We start from the raw sequence: 23,992 nt of genomic DNA on the forward strand, positions 1-23,992 counted from the left end.
AATATACAGATTCCCTAAAAAACGGGGGTTATAATTTTAATATTCCTTTTTTATTTCCATAATTTCTGACAGGCCAATAATTCAGGCTTTCTTTAGCTATAATTTATATATTTGCTAAGATGCCACCAACGCTTATGAGCAACATTTCCAAATCTTTAATGCTGGGTTTTTTCCTTTTTCTCTTCGGAAGGGCCGTGACCTTTGCACAAGTTGGATTGGTAGCACAGGAGATTGGAATTGTAGGCGGACCGGTAGCTTACTACACCGATTACGGACTCCGATATAATTTAGAGACTAACACCTCCAATTCCGGGGTGGGAATCGGATTGGTGTATTATCTGAACTTTGCCTATCGGGCAGATTGTAGCTGCTATACTCTGGACACTTATTTCAATGACCATTTCAAGATAAGGGCAGAGATAGATTACCATTTTGGAGACCTTAATCATTTTGGCGAAACCTCCCGAAAGAACAATGAAGGCGGAAAGCAGTTGCGGGCCATGGTAGGAAATATAAAGACTTTTGAAATCGGCGCCCATCTGGAATACTACCCATTAAGCATCAGGGACTATACGGCTTTTGCTTATCCTGTTTCTCCCTTTGTGAGCCTGGGAGCTAATTTTGTAGGTTACGACCCGTACACCTATTCCACACTTGGTCCTCTGGAAGACAATCTTTTTCACACCTTTAAGGGAGGCGTGCAGCAAGAAGCCGGTTCTACCTGGTCAATTGTCCTGGGAGCCGGGGTCCGGTACCGTTTAGACCGGGTGAGCGACCTGGTGATGAACCTGCAGTGGCGTTATTACGACACCGACTGGATGGACGGCCTCAACCATGACAATCCACAGAACAAATACAATGATATGATGTTCTGGCTTAATGTGGGTTACATCTACTATCTGAATTTCTAAATTTTGTGCATAAAAAAAGGCTTCGAAAAAGCCCTTTTTTAGTATCCTGTTCCACGCTATCCCAAAGCTTGTTTTAGATCATTGATAAGATCTTCCTCATCTTCAATTCCCACACTCAGTCGGATCAGGGAATCAACAATTCCTGTCTTTGCTCTCTCTTCCTTCGGAATGGAAGCGTGAGTCATACTGGCCGGATGTCCTGCCAGGGACTCTACTCCGCCTAAAGATTCAGCAAGAGTGAAAATCTGAAGCTTTTCTACCACCTGTACAGCGCTTTCCAAAGTTCCTTCAGCAGTAGTGAAAGAGATCATTCCGCCGAAACCTTTCATTTGTTTTTTGGCCACCTCGTGGTTAGGATGATCTTCAAAGCCCGGCCAGTAAACTTTATCTACTTTTGGATGGTTTTTCAGAAATTCAGCTACGGCCGCACCATTCTCGCAATGTCTTTGCATTCTAATATGCAGGGTCTTAATTCCGCGAAGCACAAGGAAACTATCCATAGGTCCACAAATTGCGCCACTGGCATTCTGAATAAAATGAAGTTTTTCAGCCAGCTCCTGATCCTTCACCACGAGGCTTCCCATCACCACATCACTGTGCCCGCCGAGATATTTAGTGGCGCTGTGCATAACAATATCTGCCCCCAGCTCTAATGGCTGCTGTAGATAAGCCGTGGCAAAAGTGTTATCTACTGCCAATAGAAGATTGTGTTTTTTTGCAATTTTTGAAACCGCTTCAATGTCTATAATATTCATCATTGGGTTGGTAGGCGTCTCTATCCAGATCAATTTTGTATTCTCATTAATGGAATCTTCAATTCTGCCTGCATCCCGCATTCCCACAAAATGAAATTTGATCCCCAGGTTTTCAAAGATCTTTGTAAATAAACGATAAGATCCTCCGTAAAGATCATTGGTGGAAATGATCTCGTCACTCGGTTTGAACAATTTCATCACCGCATCAATCGCAGCGAGGCCGGAACTAAAAGCGAGGCCGAAATTGCCATTTTCAATACTGGCCAAAGCATTTTGCAGCGCAGAACGGGTGGGATTTCCGCTGCGGGAATATTCAAAACCCTTATGTCCTCCCGGGGTAGATTGCTTGTAAGTACTGGTTTGATATATTGGCGGCATTACTGCTCCATAAGCCGGATCTGTATTCTCCTGCCCGCCGTGGATAGTCTTAGTATTGAATTTCATTTTTCCGAAATTTTTAAGACACAAATGTAGAGTTCGCTTTGGGCAATCCCAAAATAGCATGTACCTTTCGTAACAGTTTAACACTCTAACCTCCCTTATGTTTCGCAGATTCTCCCTGATCCTTTTGGCTCTCATTACTTTTTTGTCATGCCGGGAAGAAAAAAAGCCGGTAAAGACCTCCCTTCTTTTTGAAAAGGAACAGATCATCAAAAGAACCGGTGAGAATTGTGACACTGCAGAATATGATTGTACGGTAATTTCCCTGGAGGTGGTAAAGGCAAAAGGCGCGCCCGAGATCTCCAAGGAGATCAACAGGAAACTGGAAGAGCATGTGATTGAATTGGTAAGCTCCGAAGAAGATCCACAAGTGTCAGATCTTGAAGAACTCAGCAATAATTTTATCCTGGACTACCGTTCAGCAGCCGAAAACTTTTCGGAAGAACCACCCTGGGAAGCGTATGTCAACGAAAATATCTACTCAAAAACTGAAAACCTGGTCTCCATTGGAATCACTACCGAGATCTTCAGCGGGGGAGCCCACGGATATAAGACCCTAACCTTTTTAAATTTCGATCCAAATACCGGAGAACTGTATTCCTCCAAAGATCTTTTTACTCCGGAATTTAAGACGTTCGTAGAGGAAAAATTCAGACAGGAACAGAATATCCCACAGGAAGAAAATATTAACAGCACCGGATTCTGGTTCAAAAATGACATTTTTAGACTCCCTTCGAATATTGGTTTTACCGAAGAAAATGTCATTCTTGTCTACAACTCCTATGAAATTGCTCCTTATTCAGCGGGAGATATTTATATGGAAATTCCTCTTGAAGAAGCAAGACCCTTCCTTAAGATTGAATAGTTTTGCAGAAAAATTTTCGGAATGAAAAAGATCTACTACCTCTCCACCTGTGACACCTGTAAAAGGATATTGAAAGAGCTGCAACCACCCGCTTCTTTTAGCCTTCAGGATATCAAAAAAGATCCGTTGACCGAACCGGAGCTGGAAGAGATGAAAAAGATTTCCGGAAGCTACGAGCACCTTTTTAGTAAAAGGGCCCGGCTTTACAAGGAAAGGGAGCTAAAAAATAAAGACCTTTCAGAACAGGACTATAAAACCCTTCTTCTCGAACATTATACTTTTTTAAAAAGGCCTGTGATCATCAACGGGCAGGAGATCTTTATTGGAAACTCAAAAAAGACGGTAGAAGCAGCCAAAAAGTCGATGCATGAATAAAAGATTACTGGCGATCCTGGCGGCTACAGCTGCCAGCACTATCTATGGGATCAACCATACGGTAGCCAAGAATCTAATGCCGGAGTATATTCAGCCTTTTGGCTTCATTCTGCTAAGGGTGGTGGGTGCCGCCATTCTTTTTTGGCTCATTAGTTTCTGGGGACCAAAGGAAAAGATCGCGACCAGTGACTGGCCGCGCATCCTGGGCTGTACGATATTTGGGATGGTGATCAACATGCTCCTTTTCTTTAAAGGCTTGAGTATGACCACCCCAATTAATAGTTCCGTGATAATAACTATTACCCCAATACTGGTCCTTATACTGGCAGCTGTTTTGATCAGGGAGAGAATTACTGTATTAAAGACAGCGGGAATAATTATCGGGTTGGCAGGAGCTGTTTCACTTATACTATTCGGCAAGGAACAAACCTTTAACGCACCCAATATTCCATTGGGGAATCTATTAGTTATCGTGAACGCCTTCTCCTACGGACTTTACCTCATCCTGGTGAAACCGCTAACCTCAAAATACCATCCCTTCACCATAATGAAGTGGCTATTTTTGTTGGCAGTGATTATCAATTTACCTCTTACCCTGAATGAATTCCTTGAGGTGGAGTGGACATCCCTTTCTCCTGAAGTTATGGGACGAATGGCTTTTGTAGTGGTGGGAACCACATTTTTGACCTACCTACTCAATGTTTTTGCCCTGCGACAGTTAAGCGCGGCTACCATTAGCGCTTTTATATACCTGCAACCCCTGATAGCAATAATTTATGCTGTGGCCACAGGAGCAGACACTCTTAATCTCACCAAAATAGCCGCTGCCATACTTGTTTTTGCAGGTGTGTATATGGTCACCCGAAAACCTAAACCTGTAGTTTAAAGATCTTTTGGCTTTTTCCCGAACTTTCGGGTATCTTCTTTTGTTATGATCCTGAAATCCTGAACATGTTGAAGCCTGTTGAGGTTCTCAAAAAGGTCTTTTGGAAGACCGGTAAGTTTTCTTTCTTTTAGATCTATCCAACCTCCCATCATTTCACAACTGGCAAAATTGCGGCCTTTATGGTCGTAAAAGTCATGCACGAACTCAAAATACATTCCGTCCTCTGAAAGCCCCTTTAGCTGAAGGGTAACAGTCACCGGTTTTCCGGCAAAAACTTCCTTGAAATAATAAATGTGTTCAAAAAATACGACAGGCCCCAGGTTGTGCTTCGCCATTTCCTGATACCCAAAACCGTTTTCCATGAGGAATGACATTCGGGTGTGGCTCATAAAATTAATATAAGCCGTATTTGCCAGGTGACGGTTGGCATCAATATCACTCCATCGTATATCGAACTCTTTCTTGTACATATTCAAATTTTGGCGTAAAATTACAAATAATTATTATGCATGCATAGTATAATTTCCTAAGTTGCCGCTCCGGAAATTTAATGATGAAAAGCACATGCCGTTAGTTGAAAGCCATTACGAACCCTCCCTTATCTTTAGAAATTACCATTTCTCCACAGTTTATGCTGCCGTTTTTCGAAAGATGGACCATCCCCAAAAAAGAGAACGGTTGGAACTTAAGGAAGGAGATTTTATCGATCTGGACTGGAGTTTTTCCGAAGAAAAAAGCGAAAAGCTTTTGATCCTGCTCCACGGATTGGAAGGGAGCGCGCAAAGACCTTATATGACAGGAACAGCCAAACTCTTCACGCAGAATGGTTGGGACGTACTGGCAGTGAATTTTAGAGGCTGCGGCGGGGAACTCAACCGACTTTTCCGCTCTTACCATGCGGGTGCCACAGACGACCTGAGGCAGGTAATTGAACATGTAAAGCCTCGCTATCCCACCATTGCCCTAAATGGCTTTAGCCTGGGCGGAAACCTTCTGCTGAAATATTTGGGAGAAGAAAAAAATCTTCCCGAAGAGATCAAAGCTGCCGTAGCAATATCCGTCCCTTGTGATCTTCACGGTTCACTCATGGAGATCCAGCAATTGCGGAATATGCTCTATGAAAAAAGATTTCTGCGGAGTTTAAAGGCGCACCTGTTGGCGCGACATGAGAAATTCCCGAATAAGATCACCAAAGAAGAGATCGCCTCCTGTGACAATCTTTTGGCAGTTGATGAACTCTACACCAGTAAGGCGCACGGTTTTGAGAATGCATTGGACTATTACAAAAAGAACAGTTCTTTGCAGTTCCTCCCAAATATTTCAATTCCCACTCTTTTGATCAATGCCCGCAACGACGGATTCCTTTCTGAAAAGTCCTATCCTGTAGAGGTTGCAGAGAAAAATTCGGATTTCTTTCTGGAGATGCCAAAATATGGAGGTCATGTAGGTTTCATTCAAAACGGTCCATATACCTACAACGAAGAGCGGACCCTGGAATTCCTTTCCTCCCAAACCTAAAAAAATGCTAAACCACGGTTAAAATAGCAGCAGGGACAGCAAATATGCTTTAAATTAGTTCAAGCATGACGGCCACTCCCGACAAAGAACATATAGCCAAGGTACGCTCAGCCGGATTTTTTATGAAAGGTCTGGTGTACATTCTAGTGGGTGTACTCACCTTTATGGCCGCTTTTGGTTTGGGTGGGGATGTTACCAGTACAGATGGAGTGATCAGGTTTTTACTATCCTTACCGTTGGGTAAGATCCTGGTGGGCATTGTTGCATTAGGACTGTTTGCATACACTCTGTGGCGACTGGCACAAATGTGGTTACGACCCAAGAAAAAAGGCAGCAAAAAACCCGAAGGTTGGAAAGGACTTTTTACGAGGTTCAGATATTTATATTCTGCAATTTTCTATGCCCTTATAGCTTATTCATTTGCCAAACCCCTTATCAAAGATCTAATGGGTCATGAACACGCAGGAGCGCCTTCAGAAGGGAATGAGAAACAGGAGGCTGCACTTGGGGAAATTCTTAGTCATGACTGGGGAGTGATCCTCATATGGGCGCTGGCTATAATTGTGGCTGCACAGGCCATTTGGCAGTTTCGGCTTGCTTACACTGCACGGTTCATGAAAAAGATCGACAAGTTTCCAGATCTAAAACATGAATACGAATTCATCCGGAAGTCGGGTAGATTTGGATATGCTGCCCGCGGAGTCGTATTCGGAATTATCTCTTTTTTTCTGGTCAAAGTCATCCTTCAGCACAACGCGCAGGTATATAAAGGAACAGAGGGAGCTTTGCAGTATTTGCTCAGCTTCTCCTACGGCTCCTGGTTATTGGGTGCTACAGCAACCGGGCTAATAGGTTACGGCATTTTCAATATGATGGTGGCCCGTCACGCACAACTCACCAGAATTCAGTGACCAAAAAGCAGGCGGCCTCTTTGCACTGCTTCAGAAATCCTTATCTTTGGGCAATTATTAAAACTCAAGCATGATCCAATCCATGACCGGTTTTGGGAAGAGCGTTGTACAACTTCCCTCAAAAAAAATTACCGTAGAGATCAAATCCCTCAACAGCAAAAACCTTGACCTGAACGCCCGCGTTCCTTCTCAATATCGCGAAAAGGAATTACTGTTACGCAACAAGATATCGAAATCCCTTACCCGGGGAAAAGTTGATTTTTCGGTCTATGTGGAAATCACCGGAGAAGAAACAACAGCTTCGGTAAATCCTGCAGTGGTCAAAAAGTACATGGAACAATTAAAAGAAATTGTTCAGGGGGACGAAACCGAATTGCTAAAAATGGCAGTAAGAATGCCCGACGCTTTGAAGACTGAGCGCGATGAGATCGATGAAGAGGAATTCAGGACTATAGAAAAAGCTGTGGAAGAAGCTTTGGAGGAGATCAACGATTTTAGATCTGCCGAAGGGAAAGCCCTGGAAGACGAACTGGTGCAGAGAGCTGAGAATATTCAGAGTTTGCTTCAGAAGGTCATAGCCATGGATCCCGAAAGGATCACTGCAGTAAGAGAAAGGCTTCAAAAAGGGGTTTCCGAACTTAAAGAAAATATCGACGAGAATCGTTTTGAGCAGGAACTGGTATACTACATTGAAAAGTTTGATATAACCGAAGAGAAAGTAAGACTGGACAACCATATGGATTACTTCCTCAAAACGCTAAACTCTGCAGATTCCAACGGAAAAAAACTCGCTTTCATTTCCCAGGAAATGGGCCGGGAAATCAATACTATTGGGAGCAAATCAAATTATGCGCCAATGCAGCAACTGGTCGTGCAGATGAAGGATGAACTGGAGAAGATCAAGGAACAACTACTAAACGTTTTATAATGGCAGACGGTAAACTGATCGTATTCTCAGCACCATCAGGATCGGGAAAAACAACCATAGTTAGATACCTGTTGGCCCAGGAAGAACTAAAGCTGGATTTTTCTATTTCAGCTACCTCTCGGGAACCACGGGGAAACGAGATGAACGGAAGAGACTATTATTTTCTCAGCCTGGAAGAATTTAAACACAAGATCAAGAACGACGAATTCCTGGAATGGGAAGAAGTGTATCGCGATAATTTCTACGGAACCCTGAAAAGCGAGGTAGAACGAATTTGGGCGGAAGGCAAAAATGTCATTTTTGACATAGATGTAGTTGGTGGTCTTGACATAAAACACATTTATCCCGAAAGAACTTTAGCGGTGTTTGTAAAACCTCCGAGTATCGAGGAACTGAAGATCCGTTTGAAAAAAAGACAAACAGAATCGCCAGATAAGATCAATATGCGGGTAGCCAAGGCTTCTATTGAAATGGCAACTGCACCGCAGTTCGATCATATCATCATAAATAACGACCTTAATGTAGCCTTGGAAGAGGCTTATTCCCTTGTCTCAGATTTTGTAGGAGCTGAAAAAAAGAAGTAAGAAGTGAAGAAAAAGATCGGATTGTTTTTTGGCACTTTTAACCCGGTACACATTGGCCATCTTATCCTTGCGAACCACCTGCAGCAGTATGGAGAACTTGATGAAGTATGGCTGGTAGTTACTCCGCACAATCCGTTCAAGAAGAAAAGCAGCCTGTTGAACAATCATCACAGGTATGATATGGTGTGGCAGCTATGTGAGGATTATCCGAACCTTAGGCCGAGCGATATAGAATTTAACCTGCCACAACCAAACTATACCTCCCATACCCTGGTACAACTGGAGGAAAAATATCCCGATTATAAATTCTCTCTAATAATGGGAGAGGATAACCTCAAGAGCTTTCCAAAATGGAAGAATTTCGAGGTGATTCTGGAGCGGCACGAGATCATAGTTTATCCACGGTTTTCGGAAGGGGAAACAGATGGCGTTTTAAAGGATCATCCGCACATAAGGCTGGTAGATGCGCCGCGAATTGAGATCTCTTCAACTTTTATAAGGAACGCCATTAAAGAAGGAAAGGATGTTAGGCCGCTTTTACCCGAAAAAGTGTGGCGGTATATTGATGAGATGAATTTTTACCGCTAAAAAAAATTGCCCCCAAAACAGCGTTTCAAAGGCAATTCTTCACTAACTAACCAACCAAAAAAGATTAAACTCTTCTAAATTATAATCCTTTCTAATTGTATAACGCAGATTTATTTTGCTTCGTACGTTAGATGCAGTATTTTGAATGTTAAAGTTTTAGCCTCCAAATCTGCCGTTTTTAATTTTCTTTGCAGCCACTGTTCCCCGCAACCTTTTAATTTTCCTTATTTTTGATTTCAGAAATTGATCTTTATGGAGAATTCGCTGAAGTTCGCCGTGGTAGGCGGAGGTAGCTGGGCTACTGCAATAGTAAAAATGCTTTGTGAGAACCTTGATGAAGTTGGATGGTATATGCGTAGCGTATATGCTATTGAACACATCAAGAAACAGGACCATAATCCTAATTACCTAAGCTCTGTAGAATTTGACGTGTCCCAGCTAAAATTAAGCAGTGACATGAACGAAACCGTCAAAGAAGCAGACGTTCTTATCTTTGCGATTCCTTCAGCATTTCTGAAAAGGGAACTGGATCAGCTTACCGAATCTCTTGAAGGCAAGATCATTTTTTCAGCTATTAAAGGAATTGTACCTGAGACCAGTCTAATTGTCGGTGAACATTTTCACACTACTTATCACATTCCTTACGATAATATTGGAGTGATCACCGGACCCTGCCACGCGGAGGAAGTAGCCCTTGAGCGGCTTTCTTTTCTTACCATTGCCTGTGCCGATGAGGAAAAGGCAAAAATGGTGGCGAAAAACCTCAGCAGTGACTATATCAACTGCAAAACCAGCGATGACATTGTAGGAACCGAATACGCGGCTATGCTCAAAAACATTTACGCTATAGCTGCCGGAATCGCTCACGGATTGGGTTATGGAGATAACTTCCAAAGTGTGCTAATGAGCAATGCCATTCGCGAAATGAAGAAATTCATCAAGAAAGTGCATAAAATGAAGCGGAACATCAATGATTCCGCATACCTTGGAGATCTACTGGTAACCGGTTATTCGGTTTTCAGCCGAAACAGGATGTTCGGGAATATGATTGGGAAAGGTTATACCGTCAAAAGCGCACAAATGGAAATGAGCATGGTGGCTGAAGGTTATTATGCCACCGAAAGTGCCTACAAGATCGTGCAGGAAACGAAGGCGAAAACTCCCATCATCAATGCCGTTTATGCCATTCTTTATCAGGGCAAGGAACCTAAAAAGGTGTTTAAAAAGCTGGTAGAAAAACTGGATTAAAACTAAGAAAATGCAATCCTCAGCCACCTCTGTTGCAGATTATATCGCTTCACTTTCTGCGGAAAGGCAGGAGGTGATCAACAATTTGAGGAAAGTCATCAAAGAAAACCTTCCTGAAGGTTTTGAAGAAGGAATGAGCTATGGAATGATCGGATATTACGTACCTCATTCGCTCTACCCTGACGGGTACCATTGTAAGCCAAAAGACCCGCTTCCTTTTATCAACCTGGCCTCCCAAAAGAACTTTATTGCCCTTTATCACATGGGGCTTTACGCTAAGAAAGAACTGCTGGACTGGTTTGTAGAAGAATACCCTAAGCACTGCAACCGGAAACTTGATATGGGTAAAAGTTGCATCCGGTTTAAGAAGCTGGAAGATATTCCTTATGATCTTATTGGTGAACTGGTCTCAAAAATGAGTCCGCAGGAATGGATCTCCGTTTACGAGAGGAACATTAAAAAATAACTATTTTAGAAGGACTCCTTTTTTAGTCATTACCGGAAGTTCCTGAAGAGCTTTTTCGTTGATGGTATTCTTTCTGAAAATGTAGTTTTTATGGAACATTTTTCCTTCCGAAAAGAAAGAGATTGAGAACTCATTATTGAGTGCCAGCACCTTTTCTTCCAAAAATTCAACTTTAGCAAAAGATTTTGCCGGCAACACTTTTATGGTGTGACGCATGGTAGAGGTTTCTTTATTACCATCATAGCCCCGGCTAACAATTAATACCGTTTCAAGAGGTTTTTCTCCGGCATTAATGAGATAAGCATTCCAATCCTGCGTTCCATATTCTTCATGCTTTTCACGGACTGCCGCTACATACAAATCTTCAACCTGCGGGATCTCGATATCTTTTTTCACTCCTCCATTTTATTTTTGGCCCACTTCCATAATCCCCAGAGAATTAGTGCAGCTAAGCCTAGCAGTATAGCTCCTATGGTAAACTCAATGACTTTAATGGCGATCAACAGAATAATGACCGCGATTGCAATAACTCCTAAGATAATGAGACCAGTCTTTTTCATATGGAAGATTTAAATTGTTCAAGGAAGCGCATATCGTTCTCGTAGAACATGCGAATATCACCTATTTGGTAAAGCAACATGGCGATCCTTTCTATTCCCATTCCAAAAGCAAATCCGGAATATTCCGCAGGATCGATATTACAATTTCTTAGCACATTTGGATCTACCATTCCGCAGCCCATGATCTCCAGCCAGCCGGTACCTTTGGTGATGCGGTAATCGGTTTCGGTTTCAAGTCCCCAGTAAATATCAACTTCGGCACTTGGTTCGGTAAATGGGAAATAGGAAGGTCTCAGGCGGATCTTAGACTTTCCGAAGAGTTGTTTGGTAAAGTAAAGCAGCGTCTGCTTGAGATCGGCAAAAGAAACATTCTTGTCTACGTACAAACCTTCCACCTGGTGGAAAATACAGTGAGAACGCGCAGAAATAGCTTCATTTCTGAAAACCCTCCCCGGAGAAATAGTTCGGATAGGCGGTTTGTTCTCTTCCATATAACGCACCTGCACAGATGAGGTGTGAGTTCGCAACAAAACATCGGGATTGGTCTGAATAAAGAAGGTATCCTGCATATCCCTTGCCGGATGGTATTCCGGAAGGTTCAAAGCTGTAAAGTTATGCCAGTCATCTTCAATTTCCGGTCCTTCAGAAACATTAAAACCAATATTAGAAAAGATCTCGATGATCTGGTTCTTTACAATAGAAATGGGGTGACGTGCGCCTATTTCAATAGGCTCACCGGGGCGGGAAAGGTCTCCGTAAATGCTTTTTTCCTCCTCCTTGCTTTCCAGTTCTTCCTTCAGCTGGTTCACCTTTTCGGTAGCAGCATTCTTAAGGTTGTTCACTGCCTGACCAAAAGCTTTTTTCTGCTCATTCGGCACATTTTTGAACTCAGCAAAATACTCGTTCAAAATTCCTTTTTTGCCTAAATATTTGATCCGGAAATTTTCTACCTCTTCTTTGGTCTTAGCCTGAAAAGCTTCAATTTCAGAAATATAATCCTCAATTTTATCTATCATGGTCCCTTTTCTTTAGGAAGCGCAAATTTAAGAAAATTATGATGTAAAAGGTACGCATTTCCTCCGGCCTTTTCCCCCGGCCGAAGAAAGAACATCTCTCTACAATTCTCAAAAATGCTATTTAATGTATTCTTTTTCCAGGAAGTACTGCACTATGGCTTCTTTCATAAGTACAGCCTGCTCTCCCGCCTTTAACTGCGGAAGCTGTTCCACCACCTTATAATGCGGCCAGCCCTCGTCATCAAAAAACTCGAACTCATAGTATCCGTATGGCTCCAGCAGCCTGCAGATAGCAATGTGCATAAGATCCAGTTTGTGGTCTTTTTTGAACTTGCGATGTAACTGCCCCAGTTCCTGTACTCCAATAAGGTAAATAATGGCGTCCAGCTCCAGCTTTTCCCCATCAGCAAATTGGTGTGAAAGCTTTTGCTCCACCTGCTCCCATCGCTCCTTTAATTGTTCGTCTCTTGCCATGCCGCAAAGATAACTACTAAGAACGGGAAATTACTATCTTTGGAAACATGAATATCATAGACCTGCTCCTCAGCATCTTTCTACTGCTCGGCCTCGTACGGGGTCTTTTTAAAGGATTTTTAGTGGAACTCGCCGGATTAGTGGCTTTGGTAGGCGGTATTTATGCTGCCATACATTTTTCTGATGCTGCCTACGGTCTTTTTGATATTTTCCTTGATTGGGAGGAAAAATACCTGGCGATCCTTGCTTTCGCCTTCACCTTTTTTATTGTGGCCTTTCTAATTTCTCTCGCAGGAAAATTTCTCACTAAAATGGCTCACATAGTTGCCCTGGGACTGGTAAACCGATTATTGGGAGGCATTTTTGGGATGGTAAAAATGGCATTTTTGGCCAGCCTCTTCTTTATGCTGTTCGACTACTTCGGATATTTTCAGCCGGACGAGGAAACTAAAGAAAATTCGGTGTTATATCTTCCCGTACGGGCCATGGCGCCCATAATTCTTCCGCGGATAATTGAAGAAGTAAAGGAAGGGGATACTTTTATTACTCCTTCTGAAGCTGAAGAAATGAAATAAAAAAACCCGGCAGAACCTTAGTTCAAAACCGGGTTTCCAAGAACCTTCAGTTAAAAAATACTATAAAAGGGTGACTTTTCCGGTAGATATAGAATAAACCCCACCAACGATCTTGATTTCTCCATTGGCCTCCATTTCCTGTAGAATAGGGCTTTTTTCCCTGATTCTCTCCATGGTCATCTTCACATTATTCTCGATAACATCAGCTACGAAAGAATCATTTTTCGAGCTTCTTTCTCCATCTGTTTTTGTTTGATCAACCGCAGGAGCGATGTTACTCAACAGGTGAGTGATGTTTCCGAGTTCTACGTGATCACAAGCCGCTTTAACCGCGCCACATGCTTCATGACCTAGTACAAAAACCAGTTTACTACCCGCTACTTTACAGGAATATTCCATACTTCCCAGAATATCTGTATTCTCAAAATTACCGGCTACCCTTGCGACAAAGATATCCCCAATTCCCTGGTCGAAAATTGTCTCTACAGGCACCCTGGAATCAATACAGCTTAATACTACTGCCTGGGGCCATTGTCCGCCACTGGTCTGGGCTATTTGGCTGGAGTAGTCTCTTGAATACATGTTGTTTCCGGTAAATCTTTCATTCCCCGCCATAAGTTCATTAAGAACTGTATTAGGAGTTAATGTATCTTGTTTTTCCTTGTTAATTATATCTTTGATCATAGTTTATCAATTTAAGTTTAAAAAAATTTTCAGTGCTATAAAATAGGTATTAAGCAGTTTTCGGTCTATTAAAAAATTGCTGATAACTTTCAGGGTTTACAACTACCCCTCTTTCAGAAATAATCTTGATATTGATATTTCTTTCTTCAGCTTTCACTTTAAAATCATCAAGTATTTCGATGATATCGTTATCAAGGTAGTGAGTTTTAGTCACGTCCATAATAAGAAATGAATTCTCTTCCAGCTTATTGAGCTCTTTTATTATAGCTCCTTTATTTATAAATGTCACTTCTTCGGCCAGTGTCATCTTAACTGTCTTACTTCCATCTTCCACATTTTCTTTATGTAGGAAATATGAATTCTGGTAGCTCTTGATTAATATAACAATTATTCCCACAAGAAGTCCCAAGGTTATACCAACAAGGAGATCACCAAAAATGATTCCTGTCACGGTCACCAGGAAGGGTACAGATTGTTTCCATCCTGCCTTGTACATTTGCACAAAAAGCTGTGGTTTTGCCAGTTTATAACCCACTAAAAATAAAACAGCGGCAAGAACCGATAGTGGTATTAGATTTAAAACTCTCGGAATAATGATCACAGAGATCAACAGTAAGCCTCCATGGAGTATTGCAGAAAGTTTCGTTTGTCCTCCAGACTGGATGTTCGCAGAACTTCTAACAATTACCTGGGTGATAGGCAGACCTCCAATTAGGCCAGATACTATGTTCCCGGTTCCCTGAGCAAATAATTCTCTATTAGTTGGAGTCGTTCTTTTATGTGGATCTAATTTATCTGTAGCTTCAACACATAAGAGGGTTTCCAAACTGGCCACCAGGGCCAATGTAAAGGCAGTGACCCATATCTCCATATTTCCTATCATACTAAAGGAGGGAAAAGTAAACTGCCCTATAAAAGAGTCAAAACTATCAGGGACTGGTACATTAACGAGAAGTCCTGGAGCGATAGAAAGAGAATCAATATTTTGAGTAATCACGTTAAAGACTATTCCCAGCCCTACAGCTACGAGGGGTCCCTGGATCAATCTAAAAACTTTGCTTTTTTTAGTCAAAACGGTCTCCCATAGGATGAGAATCCCCATAGCGACAAGGGCTATTACGGTGGACCCGGGACTAATCGATTCGAAAATTTTTCCGAGTGCCGAAAAAGTATTCTCCCCATCCAATTGGAAGAAATACCAGTCACCCATTGGGCTTTGGGTATATCCGAAAAAATGTGGGATCTGTTTTAGAATAATAATTATTCCAATTCCAGTCAACATTCCTTTAATAACGGACGATGGAAAGTAATAACCGATAATTCCCGCTTTGAGAACTCCGAATAAAATTTGAATGGCTCCTGCCAGGACTACGGCTAAAAGAAAATCCTGATAACTACCTAAACTGGCAATCGCTGCAAGTACTATTGCAGCCAATCCTGCAGCTGGACCACTAACACCAAGACTGGATTTACTTAGTGCCCCCACAACAATTCCTCCTACAATACCTGCAATTAAACCTGAAAATAATGGTGCTCCACTGGCCAAGGCAATACCAAGGCATAAAGGAAGAGCAACAAAAAATACAACAATACTGGCCGGCAAATCTTTTTTGAGTTGCTTGAACATAAAAAATAAACGTTTAGGACAGGTAAAAACAACCTGTCAATAATTAAATAATAAATACTGTATAATGAGATCCCGAAACCATTAGCCATTGCAAAAAGGCATGGTACCGTGAGCTATTGAAGAATAGCCCCGACAAGCGTGGATCTAAAAAAAACGAAAATTTTATACGCTCTGTGGAGGGGGAGAGATCACTTCGAGGTAGACCTGATGGCTGCCTTCCAGATAAGAGAATTCCTGCTGAGAATGTGTTCTCAAATAACGAATACTTGCATGGTTGGAATAGGATTCCTCCATGAGAGATTCAAATGACAGGAGATTTTTTGATGAATTTTCCTCTTCGTTGGCAGTAAAAGCAAATGACATATCTACCGTGTCATCAATAAGCGCCACAACCGTAGGACCGGCCACGAAGCTCATAAAAACAATTGATAATAAAACGGCGATATTTTTCATAAGCGGCAAAAATAGGATATCTCTAGATTTTGACCAAAGAAATACTTGTCGCTACAACAGTTTTAACTCTTTTGAGTTCACCCATCCCTGCGTACCATTAGGAAGTTCTATTTCATACCAGCCCTGAAAATCTTCAGTTACTTTGACCTTCGCGCCCTCATGAAGGGTTAGAACTTCTGCGCTTCTCACATTAGGTTCACTCTTAACCATCACTTCTTCAGAAAAGATAATAGCAAAAGAACTTTCATCCTGTAAATTAAGCTTCAGTGCTCCTATTACACCGGAGGTGATCGCCAGCACCAAAAAGAACATTCCGGAGATAAATAGAATCCGTTTAATAATAGTTCTCCTACTGAAGTAGTAGACAAGGAAGAATACCACAAACAGCATCATACAAAAAATGGCTGCCCAACCCCATTCTGAAGGGCTTAACGCAGAAGTACTTTGATTGAAAATGCCGCCAAAACCTACTTCTGAAGGGTCATCCAGAGCATCTATGGCCATATTTCTGGCAAATTCAAGATTGTTCTTTACATCTTCATCCCCCGGCTCCATCTGTAGAGCCTTTTCAAAATGATAGATACTTGGCGCTATATGGTTGAGCTTGTAATGAGCGTTTCCGAGATTATAATGCAGAGCGACCGAAGTTTCTCCATTTTCCAGGATCTGGTCGTAGAGATCAATAGCCCGTTCATAATTTTCAGCTGCATAGGCAGCATTGGCCTTATCAAACAATTCTTCGTTCTGTGAAAAGCCGGTGAAACCAACCAGCAGGACCAATATAAAAATCAGCTTTTTCATACCTGTTTGTCAATTTCAGAGATTACATGTACCGCTTTATCATAATCCTGTTGCATCGCAACATTTGAAGCCGGTGTATAGCGGGCGAACTCACAGCTTTTAAGCAACTCCAGGAATTGATCTACCGTAGCTTCAGTCACTCCGCGACCCAGCAGCAACTCCCGAATATGCTCCTTGCTCATCTCGCTCGTTTGTATATGCAGCTTCGCCTTCAAATAATTGTGCAGCGCTCTTTCCAGCGAATCGTAGAACTTGGTTTTATCGCCAAGGTTTCGTTTTGCTTCGGAAAGATATTTTCTGGCAAGTTTATCTGCCTTTCGAATCCTGTTTCCTCGGACATCACCAGCCATCGCTTCTCTTCTCTTTCCGAAGAAGATTGCCAGCGGAATGAACAACAAAGGCAGCACAAAAAGGCTCCAAAAAAGAGGAGATCCCAAAAATGGCTTTTCATCGATAGGTCTCAGGGCCGCATTCAGTTTAATGTAGCGGAATTGATTCGTCACAGCAGGAGCCTGTCGTACGGTACCACCGGTACTTCCCGAAGTCGTGGTTGCCTGCCCGGCAGGAGCTGCATTTACATCAATAAGGATTTCATTCGAGGTAAGTGTTTTGTAAGATTCAGCATTAAGATCGAAATAACTGAAGGATAAAGCCGGAATTGGATATTTCCCTTTTTGCTGCGGCACCAGGGTATAGGTATTGGAAATGTTGCCGCGCATGCCACCCAGGTTTGTATTCACATCTTCGGCATATTCCGGTTCATATTTTTCCATGGAGGCCGGAACCGTTAGCGGAGGAAGATCGAACAGTTTCAGGTTGCCTTCCCCTCTCACTTCCACTTTTGCCTGTAAAGACTCGGTAGCATTGAGGTTTGTCTTGTCAGCAGTTACACTGAACCTCAGGTTTTTCCCCACAGCTCCGGTAAACCCTTCCGGTTTTCCTTCCTGTGGCAGTGGCTTCACATTGATAGTGCGGTTACCGGCCGCCACTACTTTATCCACTGTTTCGTAGAAACGGTTTCCAAAGATATCCCTGCGATCTCCCGGCACTTCGACAGAAACGGAAAGCGTGAGCGGTTCAATATTCAGTTTTCCGGTTTTTTGAGGATAGAGCACTGTTTTACGCAAAACAACATAGCGATACGGTTCTCCCTCGTATTCCCCATTCTCTACCTGCAGGCGCTGCATATCGATATTCTGACTCCAGAAGTCACTGAACTTGGGATTGTCCAGCTGTCTCCAGTCGCTGACATTGATCCGCGGACTCACATACAGCTTGTAGACCACGGTGATGGCTTCGTTGAGATATGGATTAGAATTCGAGATCTCGGCCACCAGGTGAAGATTTTCGGAAGCTACATATTCAGAGTTATTACCGTCTGTAGGCTCATCTACGGCAGCAGTCACCTCAATTTCAAGAGGCGTGGTCTTATAAACGTCGCCTTCAATAGTGATCTCTGCCTGGCCAATGGCTAATTTCCCTCTCTTTTTAGGAGCCAGAAAATAACTGTAGGTTTTGGAATAGCTCCTTTTTCCATTTATCCAGCTATTGCTCACAGCCTGGTTAGGACCGCCTACTACTGTAAAATCAGAAAATGACGGCGGATTAAAATTATCCCCGTCCTGGTTCATCGTGAAATCTACGCGCAGGCGTTCGTTCACCCCCAGCTTTTTCTTGCTGGCCTTGGCTTCGAACTGCACCTGCGCCCCGGCAATTGCCGAAACCATGAAAAATATGAAAATCAGGATCTTGTTCTTCATCTTTTCTACCAGTCTTTTTCTGTTTTCGTTTTAGCGCCTTTTACTTTTTCGGCGTTGATCTTATCCTGTACTTTTTTCTCTTCGTTACCCATTGCCTCCAAAAGGTTTTTCACCTGTTGCGGAGAAAGCTGACCGGGTCTTGGCTGAGGCTGCTTTTGCTGCTCCTCCTTATCCCCTTTGTTCTGTTCCTGCTTATCCTGATTCTGAGGTTTTCCCTCATCATCTTTTTTATCTTCGCCCTCTTTCTTATCCTGCTGATCTTTCTCACCGCCTTTGTCTTTCTCATCCTGCGGCTTTCCATCTTCATTCTTCTCTTTTTCTCCCTCGTCTCCCTGCTGATCTTTTTTATCTTGCTGCTGATCTTTGTTTTGATCCTGCTTATCCTTCTTCTGATCCTGGTTCTTATCGCCACCACCTTTTTTCTGCTCTTCTTCCAGCATCTTTTTTGCTAAGGCCAAATTGTAACGCGTTTCATCATCAGCCGGATTGTTACGAAGGGAATTCTTATATGCTTCTATCGCTTCTTTGTACTTCTTCTGCTTCATAAAAGCATTTCCGCGGTTATGGAAAGAATCGTGTTTCAGCGTTTTTTTCTCGGTCACTTTCGCTGCCTGTCCGTGTCTTTGAACCGCTTCATTGGTGATCTCTTTGTTATAATACAGGTTTCCCAGGTTATATTTTGCTTCTGCATTGGAAGGATCCTTTGCAATGGCTTTACGGTAATAGGCTTCTGCGGAAGCAATATCATCTTCAGACAAGGCTGCTTCTGCTTCCTGCATGTACTTTCTTGCTTCCCGGGCAGCCTTCTCAGCATCTTCCTGAGCAAAAGCCGAAATTCCCGAAAAGAAAAGCACTCCCAAAAATGCCATTTTCAGAAGGTATTTGTTTTCAAACGCTCTCATTGTCTTATTCAAAATCAACTACTTATGCTCGTTAAACAAATTTAATCTTTTTAACCACGATGTTTGCCGCTCTAACAACATGATATCCAACAGAAGAAATAATAATCCTAAAGCAACGAACCACTGAAATTGACTTTTATAGTCGGCTATCTGTTGTGATTCAAATTCCTTTTTATCCATATTCTGAAGGATCTGTGTTACCTCATCGATAACCTCACCTGTCACTGCACCGCTAATATACTGCCCGTTAGCCTCGCTCGCTATTTCCTGAAGTGTTTTTTCATCCAATCGGGTGATCACTGTCTCGCCGTTATTATCCTTTTTATAACTCTGAATGATCCCATTCCTTTTTACCGGAATTGGACCTCCTTTTGGTGTTCCAACTCCTATGGTCACTATCCGTATACCTTCCCTGGCAGCCTGTCGTGCGATCTCTTCAATGTTCCCCTGGTGATCTTCCCCGTCGCTGATAAGGAACAGCACACGGTTGGTCTGGTCTTCATCATTGAAATAGGTCGTCGCCAGTTCTATTGCTTCTTTTATAGCTGTTCCCTGGGAAGAGACCATATCGGTATTCATACTTTGCAGGAACATCTTGGCCGCCCCATAATCTGTCGTTATAGGCAACTGCGGAAAAGCACTTCCGGCATAAGCGATGATCCCCACGCGGTCACTGGCCAAACTGTTGATGATCTGGGTGACCAGCTGCTTAGCCTTCTCCAGACGGTTAGGAGCAATATCTTCAGCCAACATACTTTTTGAGACATCAACTGCAAAGACAACATCTACGCCTTCCCGTTTGATGGTTTCCATTTTTGTGCCAAACTTCGGATTCACCAAAGCCATGGTAAAACTGGCAATAGCCAGACATAGCAGAATGACCTTAAAGACCGATTTTGATATTGACCTTTCCGGACTTAACTTTTCCAGTAGTTCCTTGTCAGCAAATTTTTTCTGGGTCCTCTTTTTCCAGAAGATCAGCAAGGCAAAAAGAAAGATGATCACCGGAATGGTGAGCAGTAACCAGAAATATGATTTTTCTTCTAAGAGGTACATGAGTTCTTTCTTTTACTAAACAAAACTTCTAAAAAGGGTAAATCTCAACAATATTTCGAAGAGCAACAGGATTCCCGCCAGAAGGAGGAAAGGCCTGAATTTCTCTTCATAGTTATAGAACTTGAATTCTTCAATTTCAGTTTTTTCGAGCTGATCGATCTCTTCATAGATCTCCTCCAGCTTTTCATTATTGGTGGCTCTGAAATATTTTCCGCCGGTAGCCTTCGCTATTTCCCTTAACAGGTCTTCATCGATTTCCACCGGCACCCGACCGTACTGGAAATTTCCGTTTGGAAGAATGGCCACAGGCGATAGAGCCGTTCCGTTACTTCCAACTCCAATGGTATAGGTCTTTATTCCGAATTCCACCGCCAGTTCACTTGCGATCTTTGGGTCAATAAATCCGGCATTGTTCATTCCATCGGTAAGCAGAATAATAACCTTGCTTTCAGCCTTGCTGTCTTTGAGCCTGTTCACAGAAGTCGCAAGTCCCATCCCGATCGCAGTTCCGTTTTCAAGGACATTGTTGTACTCTACATCTTCCAGAGAATTTAGTACAATGCTTTTATCACTTGTAATAGGTGTTTTTGTAAAACTCTCACCGGCATAGACCACTAATCCAATCCTGTCTCCGGGCCTGTTCTTAATAAATTCTGAAGCTACTTTTTTAGTGGCTTCCAACCGGTTTGGTTCGAGGTCTCTTGCCAACATACTAGCCGAAACATCTATGGCCATCACTATATCTATCCCCAGGGTAGAACTGGTTCTGGTTGAAACATCCACGGTGCGTGGCCGGGCCAGCGCGGTGATGACCAGCGTAAGCACCAGTAAACGAAGAATGAATAGTACCGGGCGAAATTTTCCCATCAATCCGGAGCCAGCTTCAAAACCTTTGATACTGGAAATGCGCAACTCTGCCGTCATTCTTTTTCGTTTCCAGACATACCAGGCCAGGGCCAGCGGCAGCAGGAGCAACAGCCAGAAAAATTGCGGATCTTCAAAAACAAACTTTTCGAACATTAACTTTCCGGATTTATAAGTTCAACAGAATCGGTTATTCTTTGAGAGATCTCTTCGGCGTACTTGTCGCCTATATTATAAACCACTACGATCTGCTGGAAACCATCGTTCACACCAAAATTCAGGATACTGTAAGCCTTTTCAATGGTTTTCCCAGCTTTCTCTTCAAAGTTCATGGTTCCGAAGATTCGCACCCCTTTGGCACCATTCAAAGTGGTTATCTCTTCCTGTTTGGTGATAATATTTTTAGCTCCCCTGCTTTCCAGGAAGGTATACACTTCCTCGACTGCAGCTTCAGCATTGAAATCTTTTCCCGCCGGGCGGGTGCTGAGATCTATATAAAGATTCTTTTCAAAACTGCCATATTCAAAATCTTCTTTTCCGGAAGTCAGAGCTGTCGTATCAGCCAAACTTCGGGTCAATACCTCAGGTGTGGTAATGGCAACCGGAGGCGAGCCGTATTCACTTCGAATCCATTCTCCCTCGAGCAGGTCTTTGCTGCGGTTCCCAATGTAGTTGTCCACAAAAGAACTGTAGCCTTCAGTGCTAATCACATAAGCGATGCCCGCACTTAGAAGGAGGACAACAGCAAGCACTCCAAAAATGATCTTTTTGACCTTCTTTTTCCGCGCCTCTTTTTCCCGGTATTCCTGGTCGCGCAGCAACTCCTCTTCCGAAGGTTCGGGAATGGAAGCCTTGGTATCATTAATGACATTTTCAACACGGCTGCGGTCTTCTTTAGCTGTCAGCACATCCGGTTTTGAATTAGCGAACTTCGCAAGATCGGCACGCTCCAAAATTTCTTTGAGGTGCTCAATAGTGCTATGCTCCAGCTTCAGTTTCCCCTTGTCACGTTCATGCTCCAGGTAAACGATCAGTTCATTGGTAGTACTTTCAAGCGCATGATCGTAAATCTCGCCATCCAGATACCTTCTCACCGCTGCTGAAAGCTGTGAATAATATTCTTTGATCTCTCTTTGTTCCAGCAAATGCGAATCATCCAATTGACGCAGTTCGAGAAGGGCCTGTTCATAGGGTGGTAGTTTCTGTGCAGCAGCCTCTTTTCTCTTTTTTCTTCGGAAAAGCAAATAGCCTGCAACCACTAGTATCAGTGCAATTCCAAGAAGCCACCAAACCCATTCGGGAATACGGAAAGGTTCCGGAACTTCAACCGAAGGTTTTATAGGAAACATCTTTTGTTTGGTAGTATCTACCACCACGTTATTCACCTCCACCGGAATGGAATCTGTAAAAAAGCTTTTTTGACCAATGATCACCCGTTGTCGCGGAATGGTATACCTGCCGGAATCAAATTGCGTGAGCGCATATTCCTTGAACAGTCTAAGCCTGTCCTGCGCTCTGCTGGTATCAACAGGATATGATTCGATCATCTCAAGCGGAGAAAAGGTCTGCCCTTCAGGAAAAACTACCAGTTCATCGGGAGATGTTTCTACAGAAATGGAATACGTGATCTGCTCTCCAATCTTGATCGAAGTAGAATCTATTCCGGCCTTTACTTCCTGTGCGCGGACGCCAGTACAAAAGGCCAGGAAAAAGAAAGCGCACAAAAAAACCACAACTATTTTTGGGCTGATTTCTGCTTTGTATTTACTTCCGGAAAATTGGTTCATTGATCCTTGTCTGTTTTAAGCACGCATTTTAAAATAGCCGAGTAATTTTTTCACATAGCTTTCATCCACCCTCGAACTAAGATTTCCTGCACCACTCTTTCTAAAGCTCTCCTGGAAATATTCAACGCGGTCCCTGTAATATTTGGCGTAGTTATTTCTCACGCTGCGGGAAGTAGTATCTACAAGGATACTTTTTCCGGTCTCCTCGTCCTGCATACGCACCACTCCCAGATTTGGTATTTCTTCTTCTTTTGCGTCATACACCCGAATACCTGTCACATCGTGGCGCCCGCTCGTAATTTTCAGCGTTCGCTGATAATCTTCGGAAATAAAATCTGAAAGCACGAACACGATCGCTTTTTTCTTCATCACCCTTGAAAGGTAACTTAGAGCATTGGCAATATCTGTTTTGTGGCTTTGCGGTTCAAATTCAAGTAATTCCCTGATGATCCGGAGCACGTGAGATCTTCCTTTTTTCGGCGGAATGTATAACTCAATGGCATCGGAAAAAAGGATCAGCCCGATCTTGTCGTTGTTCTGGGTAGCCGAAAAAGCCAGGGTGGCAGCTATTTCAGTAATAATATCTTTTTTGAAGCTATTCCGGGTTCCGAAGAGTCCGGAGCCGGAAACATCCACGACCAACATCATGGTCAACTCCCGCTCCTCCTCGAAGACCTTTACAAAAGGTTCAGAGTACCGGGCAGTCACATTCCAGTCAATATTCCGCACGTCATCTCCAAACTGATACTGACGCACCTCGCTGAAGGTCATTCCGCGGCCCTTAAAAGTAGAGTGATACTCGCCGCCAAAGATGTGATCGCTCAACCGGCGGGTCTTGATCTCAATTTTCCGAACTTTCTTTAATAGCTCCTTAGTATCCATTTATTCAATTGGCAATGAACAATTAACAGTAATCATTTAATTTTCCAACCATCAGCAAAAACTGACAATTGTTAA

Annotated in this window: 28 protein-coding genes; 12 read left to right on the forward strand and 16 right to left on the reverse strand. The window is 42.8% G+C overall.

What is annotated here, in order from left to right; genetic code table 11:
* Window positions 1-134: 134 nt before the first annotated feature.
* Window positions 135-911, forward strand: a complete 777-nt coding sequence (locus ACNORC_RS01645) for a THC0290_0291 family protein (RefSeq protein ID WP_418333842.1) — start codon at window positions 135-137, stop codon at window positions 909-911.
* 56 nt (window positions 912-967) lie between these two features.
* On the opposite strand, the gene ACNORC_RS01650 is transcribed toward ACNORC_RS01645, so the two are convergent.
* Window positions 968-2,110, reverse strand: coding sequence for a cystathionine gamma-synthase (locus tag ACNORC_RS01650; RefSeq protein ID WP_418333843.1), 1,143 nt, complete (start codon window positions 2,108-2,110; stop codon window positions 968-970).
* Between the two features lie 97 nt (window positions 2,111-2,207).
* Between ACNORC_RS01650 and ACNORC_RS01655 the strand changes: the two genes are divergently transcribed.
* From ACNORC_RS01655 to ACNORC_RS01665, 3 genes are read left to right on the forward strand one after another with little or no spacing between them, the layout of a single operon-like run.
* On the forward strand, window positions 2,208-2,972 hold the full coding sequence (locus ACNORC_RS01655; RefSeq protein ID WP_418333844.1) for a DUF3298 and DUF4163 domain-containing protein: 765 nt from the start codon (window positions 2,208-2,210) through the stop codon (window positions 2,970-2,972).
* A gap of 21 nt (window positions 2,973-2,993) precedes the next feature.
* The gene (locus ACNORC_RS01660) at window positions 2,994-3,347 is read left to right on the forward strand and encodes an arsenate reductase family protein (protein ID WP_418333845.1); all 354 of its coding nucleotides are present in this window, start codon (window positions 2,994-2,996) and stop codon (window positions 3,345-3,347) included.
* Window positions 3,340-4,233, forward strand: a complete 894-nt coding sequence (locus ACNORC_RS01665; RefSeq protein ID WP_418333846.1) for a DMT family transporter — start codon at window positions 3,340-3,342, stop codon at window positions 4,231-4,233. The genes ACNORC_RS01660 and ACNORC_RS01665 overlap by 8 nt, the downstream gene beginning before the upstream one ends.
* On the opposite strand, the gene ACNORC_RS01670 is transcribed toward ACNORC_RS01665, so the two are convergent.
* Entirely contained in the window at window positions 4,230-4,703 is a 474-nt protein-coding gene (locus ACNORC_RS01670) for an acyl-CoA thioesterase (protein ID WP_418333847.1), read from the reverse strand. The two genes, ACNORC_RS01665 and ACNORC_RS01670, sit on opposite strands and share 4 nt — an antisense overlap.
* A 94-nt stretch (window positions 4,704-4,797) precedes the next feature.
* Between ACNORC_RS01670 and ACNORC_RS01675 the strand changes: the two genes are divergently transcribed.
* The 7 genes from ACNORC_RS01675 (at window position 4,798) to ACNORC_RS01705 (ending at window position 10,476) form a co-directional block, all read left to right on the forward strand.
* Window positions 4,798-5,751 carry a YheT family hydrolase gene (locus ACNORC_RS01675; RefSeq protein WP_418333848.1) on the forward strand — a complete coding sequence of 318 codons (954 nt, stop codon included), beginning with the start codon at window positions 4,798-4,800 and terminating at the stop codon, window positions 5,749-5,751.
* Window positions 5,752-5,816: 65 nt separating this feature from the next.
* On the forward strand, window positions 5,817-6,662 hold the full coding sequence (locus ACNORC_RS01680; RefSeq protein WP_418333849.1) for a DUF1206 domain-containing protein: 846 nt from the start codon (window positions 5,817-5,819) through the stop codon (window positions 6,660-6,662).
* A 70-nt stretch (window positions 6,663-6,732) separates the two neighbouring features.
* Window positions 6,733-7,590, forward strand: coding sequence for a YicC/YloC family endoribonuclease (locus ACNORC_RS01685; protein ID WP_418333850.1), 858 nt, complete (start codon window positions 6,733-6,735; stop codon window positions 7,588-7,590).
* Entirely contained in the window at window positions 7,590-8,174 is a 585-nt protein-coding gene (gmk, locus tag ACNORC_RS01690) for a guanylate kinase (protein ID WP_418333852.1), read from the forward strand. The genes ACNORC_RS01685 and gmk overlap by 1 nt, the downstream gene beginning before the upstream one ends.
* A 3-nt stretch (window positions 8,175-8,177) precedes the next feature.
* On the forward strand, window positions 8,178-8,762 hold the full coding sequence (gene nadD / locus ACNORC_RS01695) for a nicotinate (nicotinamide) nucleotide adenylyltransferase (RefSeq protein WP_418333853.1): 585 nt from the start codon (window positions 8,178-8,180) through the stop codon (window positions 8,760-8,762).
* 252 nt (window positions 8,763-9,014) lie between these two features.
* Window positions 9,015-10,010, forward strand: coding sequence for an NAD(P)H-dependent glycerol-3-phosphate dehydrogenase (locus ACNORC_RS01700; RefSeq protein ID WP_418333854.1), 996 nt, complete (start codon window positions 9,015-9,017; stop codon window positions 10,008-10,010).
* Between the two features lie 10 nt (window positions 10,011-10,020).
* Complete coding sequence (locus ACNORC_RS01705; protein WP_418333855.1) at window positions 10,021-10,476, forward strand: DUF1801 domain-containing protein; 456 nt, start codon at window positions 10,021-10,023, stop codon at window positions 10,474-10,476.
* Here ACNORC_RS01705 and ACNORC_RS01710 read toward each other — a convergent pair whose 3' ends face one another.
* The 4 genes from ACNORC_RS01710 to ACNORC_RS01725 all read right to left on the reverse strand — a co-directional run bounded on the left by ACNORC_RS01710 (window position 10,477) and on the right by ACNORC_RS01725 (window position 12,526).
* Complete coding sequence (locus tag ACNORC_RS01710) at window positions 10,477-10,872, reverse strand: hypothetical protein (RefSeq protein ID WP_418333856.1); 396 nt, start codon at window positions 10,870-10,872, stop codon at window positions 10,477-10,479. It lies immediately after the preceding gene.
* On the reverse strand, window positions 10,869-11,036 hold the full coding sequence (locus ACNORC_RS01715; protein WP_418333857.1) for a hypothetical protein: 168 nt from the start codon (window positions 11,034-11,036) through the stop codon (window positions 10,869-10,871). Before ACNORC_RS01715 ends, ACNORC_RS01710 begins: the two co-directional genes overlap by 4 nt.
* Window positions 11,033-12,052 carry a phenylalanine--tRNA ligase subunit alpha gene (gene pheS, locus ACNORC_RS01720; protein ID WP_418333858.1) on the reverse strand — a complete coding sequence of 340 codons (1,020 nt, stop codon included), beginning with the start codon at window positions 12,050-12,052 and terminating at the stop codon, window positions 11,033-11,035. Before pheS ends, ACNORC_RS01715 begins: the two co-directional genes overlap by 4 nt.
* A gap of 117 nt (window positions 12,053-12,169) precedes the next feature.
* On the reverse strand, window positions 12,170-12,526 hold the full coding sequence (locus tag ACNORC_RS01725; RefSeq protein ID WP_418333859.1) for a hypothetical protein: 357 nt from the start codon (window positions 12,524-12,526) through the stop codon (window positions 12,170-12,172).
* 47 nt (window positions 12,527-12,573) lie between these two features.
* On the opposite strand from ACNORC_RS01725, the gene ACNORC_RS01730 reads away from it, so the two are divergent.
* A complete protein-coding gene (locus ACNORC_RS01730; protein WP_418333860.1) occupies window positions 12,574-13,101 on the forward strand; it encodes a CvpA family protein in 528 nt (175 codons plus the stop codon).
* A gap of 60 nt (window positions 13,102-13,161) precedes the next feature.
* Here the strand turns inward: ACNORC_RS01730 and ACNORC_RS01735 are convergent, their stop codons facing one another.
* From ACNORC_RS01735 to ACNORC_RS01780, 10 genes are all read right to left on the reverse strand, one after another.
* Window positions 13,162-13,785: a carbonic anhydrase family protein gene (locus ACNORC_RS01735; RefSeq protein WP_418333861.1), complete on the reverse strand. Its 624-nt coding sequence runs from the start codon at window positions 13,783-13,785 to the stop codon at window positions 13,162-13,164.
* Window positions 13,786-13,834: 49 nt separating this feature from the next.
* The gene (locus tag ACNORC_RS01740) at window positions 13,835-15,412 is read right to left on the reverse strand and encodes a SulP family inorganic anion transporter (protein WP_418333862.1); all 1,578 of its coding nucleotides are present in this window, start codon (window positions 15,410-15,412) and stop codon (window positions 13,835-13,837) included.
* 162 nt (window positions 15,413-15,574) lie between these two features.
* On the reverse strand, window positions 15,575-15,865 hold the full coding sequence (locus tag ACNORC_RS01745; protein WP_418333863.1) for a hypothetical protein: 291 nt from the start codon (window positions 15,863-15,865) through the stop codon (window positions 15,575-15,577).
* A gap of 51 nt (window positions 15,866-15,916) precedes the next feature.
* On the reverse strand, window positions 15,917-16,666 hold the full coding sequence (locus tag ACNORC_RS01750) for a tetratricopeptide repeat protein (protein ID WP_418333864.1): 750 nt from the start codon (window positions 16,664-16,666) through the stop codon (window positions 15,917-15,919).
* Window positions 16,663-18,426 (reverse strand): BatD family protein, encoded by a 1,764-nt coding sequence (locus ACNORC_RS01755; protein WP_418333866.1) that lies wholly within the window; start codon window positions 18,424-18,426, stop codon window positions 16,663-16,665. Before ACNORC_RS01755 ends, ACNORC_RS01750 begins: the two co-directional genes overlap by 4 nt.
* Before the next feature lie 5 nt (window positions 18,427-18,431).
* Window positions 18,432-19,328, reverse strand: a complete 897-nt coding sequence (locus tag ACNORC_RS01760) for a tetratricopeptide repeat protein (protein ID WP_418333867.1) — start codon at window positions 19,326-19,328, stop codon at window positions 18,432-18,434.
* Window positions 19,329-19,346: 18 nt separating this feature from the next.
* Window positions 19,347-20,384 carry a vWA domain-containing protein gene (locus tag ACNORC_RS01765; RefSeq protein WP_418333868.1) on the reverse strand — a complete coding sequence of 346 codons (1,038 nt, stop codon included), beginning with the start codon at window positions 20,382-20,384 and terminating at the stop codon, window positions 19,347-19,349.
* 15 nt (window positions 20,385-20,399) lie between these two features.
* Window positions 20,400-21,404, reverse strand: coding sequence for a vWA domain-containing protein (locus ACNORC_RS01770; protein WP_418333869.1), 1,005 nt, complete (start codon window positions 21,402-21,404; stop codon window positions 20,400-20,402).
* Entirely contained in the window at window positions 21,404-23,035 is a 1,632-nt protein-coding gene (locus ACNORC_RS01775; RefSeq protein ID WP_418333870.1) for a DUF4381 domain-containing protein, read from the reverse strand. Before ACNORC_RS01775 ends, ACNORC_RS01770 begins: the two co-directional genes overlap by 1 nt.
* Before the next feature lie 15 nt (window positions 23,036-23,050).
* Window positions 23,051-23,917, reverse strand: a complete 867-nt coding sequence (locus ACNORC_RS01780; RefSeq protein WP_418333871.1) for a DUF58 domain-containing protein — start codon at window positions 23,915-23,917, stop codon at window positions 23,051-23,053.
* Between the last annotated feature and the right edge of the window lie 75 nt (window positions 23,918-23,992).

Origin of the sequence: Salinimicrobium soli (genome assembly GCF_048323655.1) — a bacterium.
Taxonomy (GTDB): Bacteria; Bacteroidota; Bacteroidia; order Flavobacteriales; family Flavobacteriaceae; genus Salinimicrobium; species Salinimicrobium soli.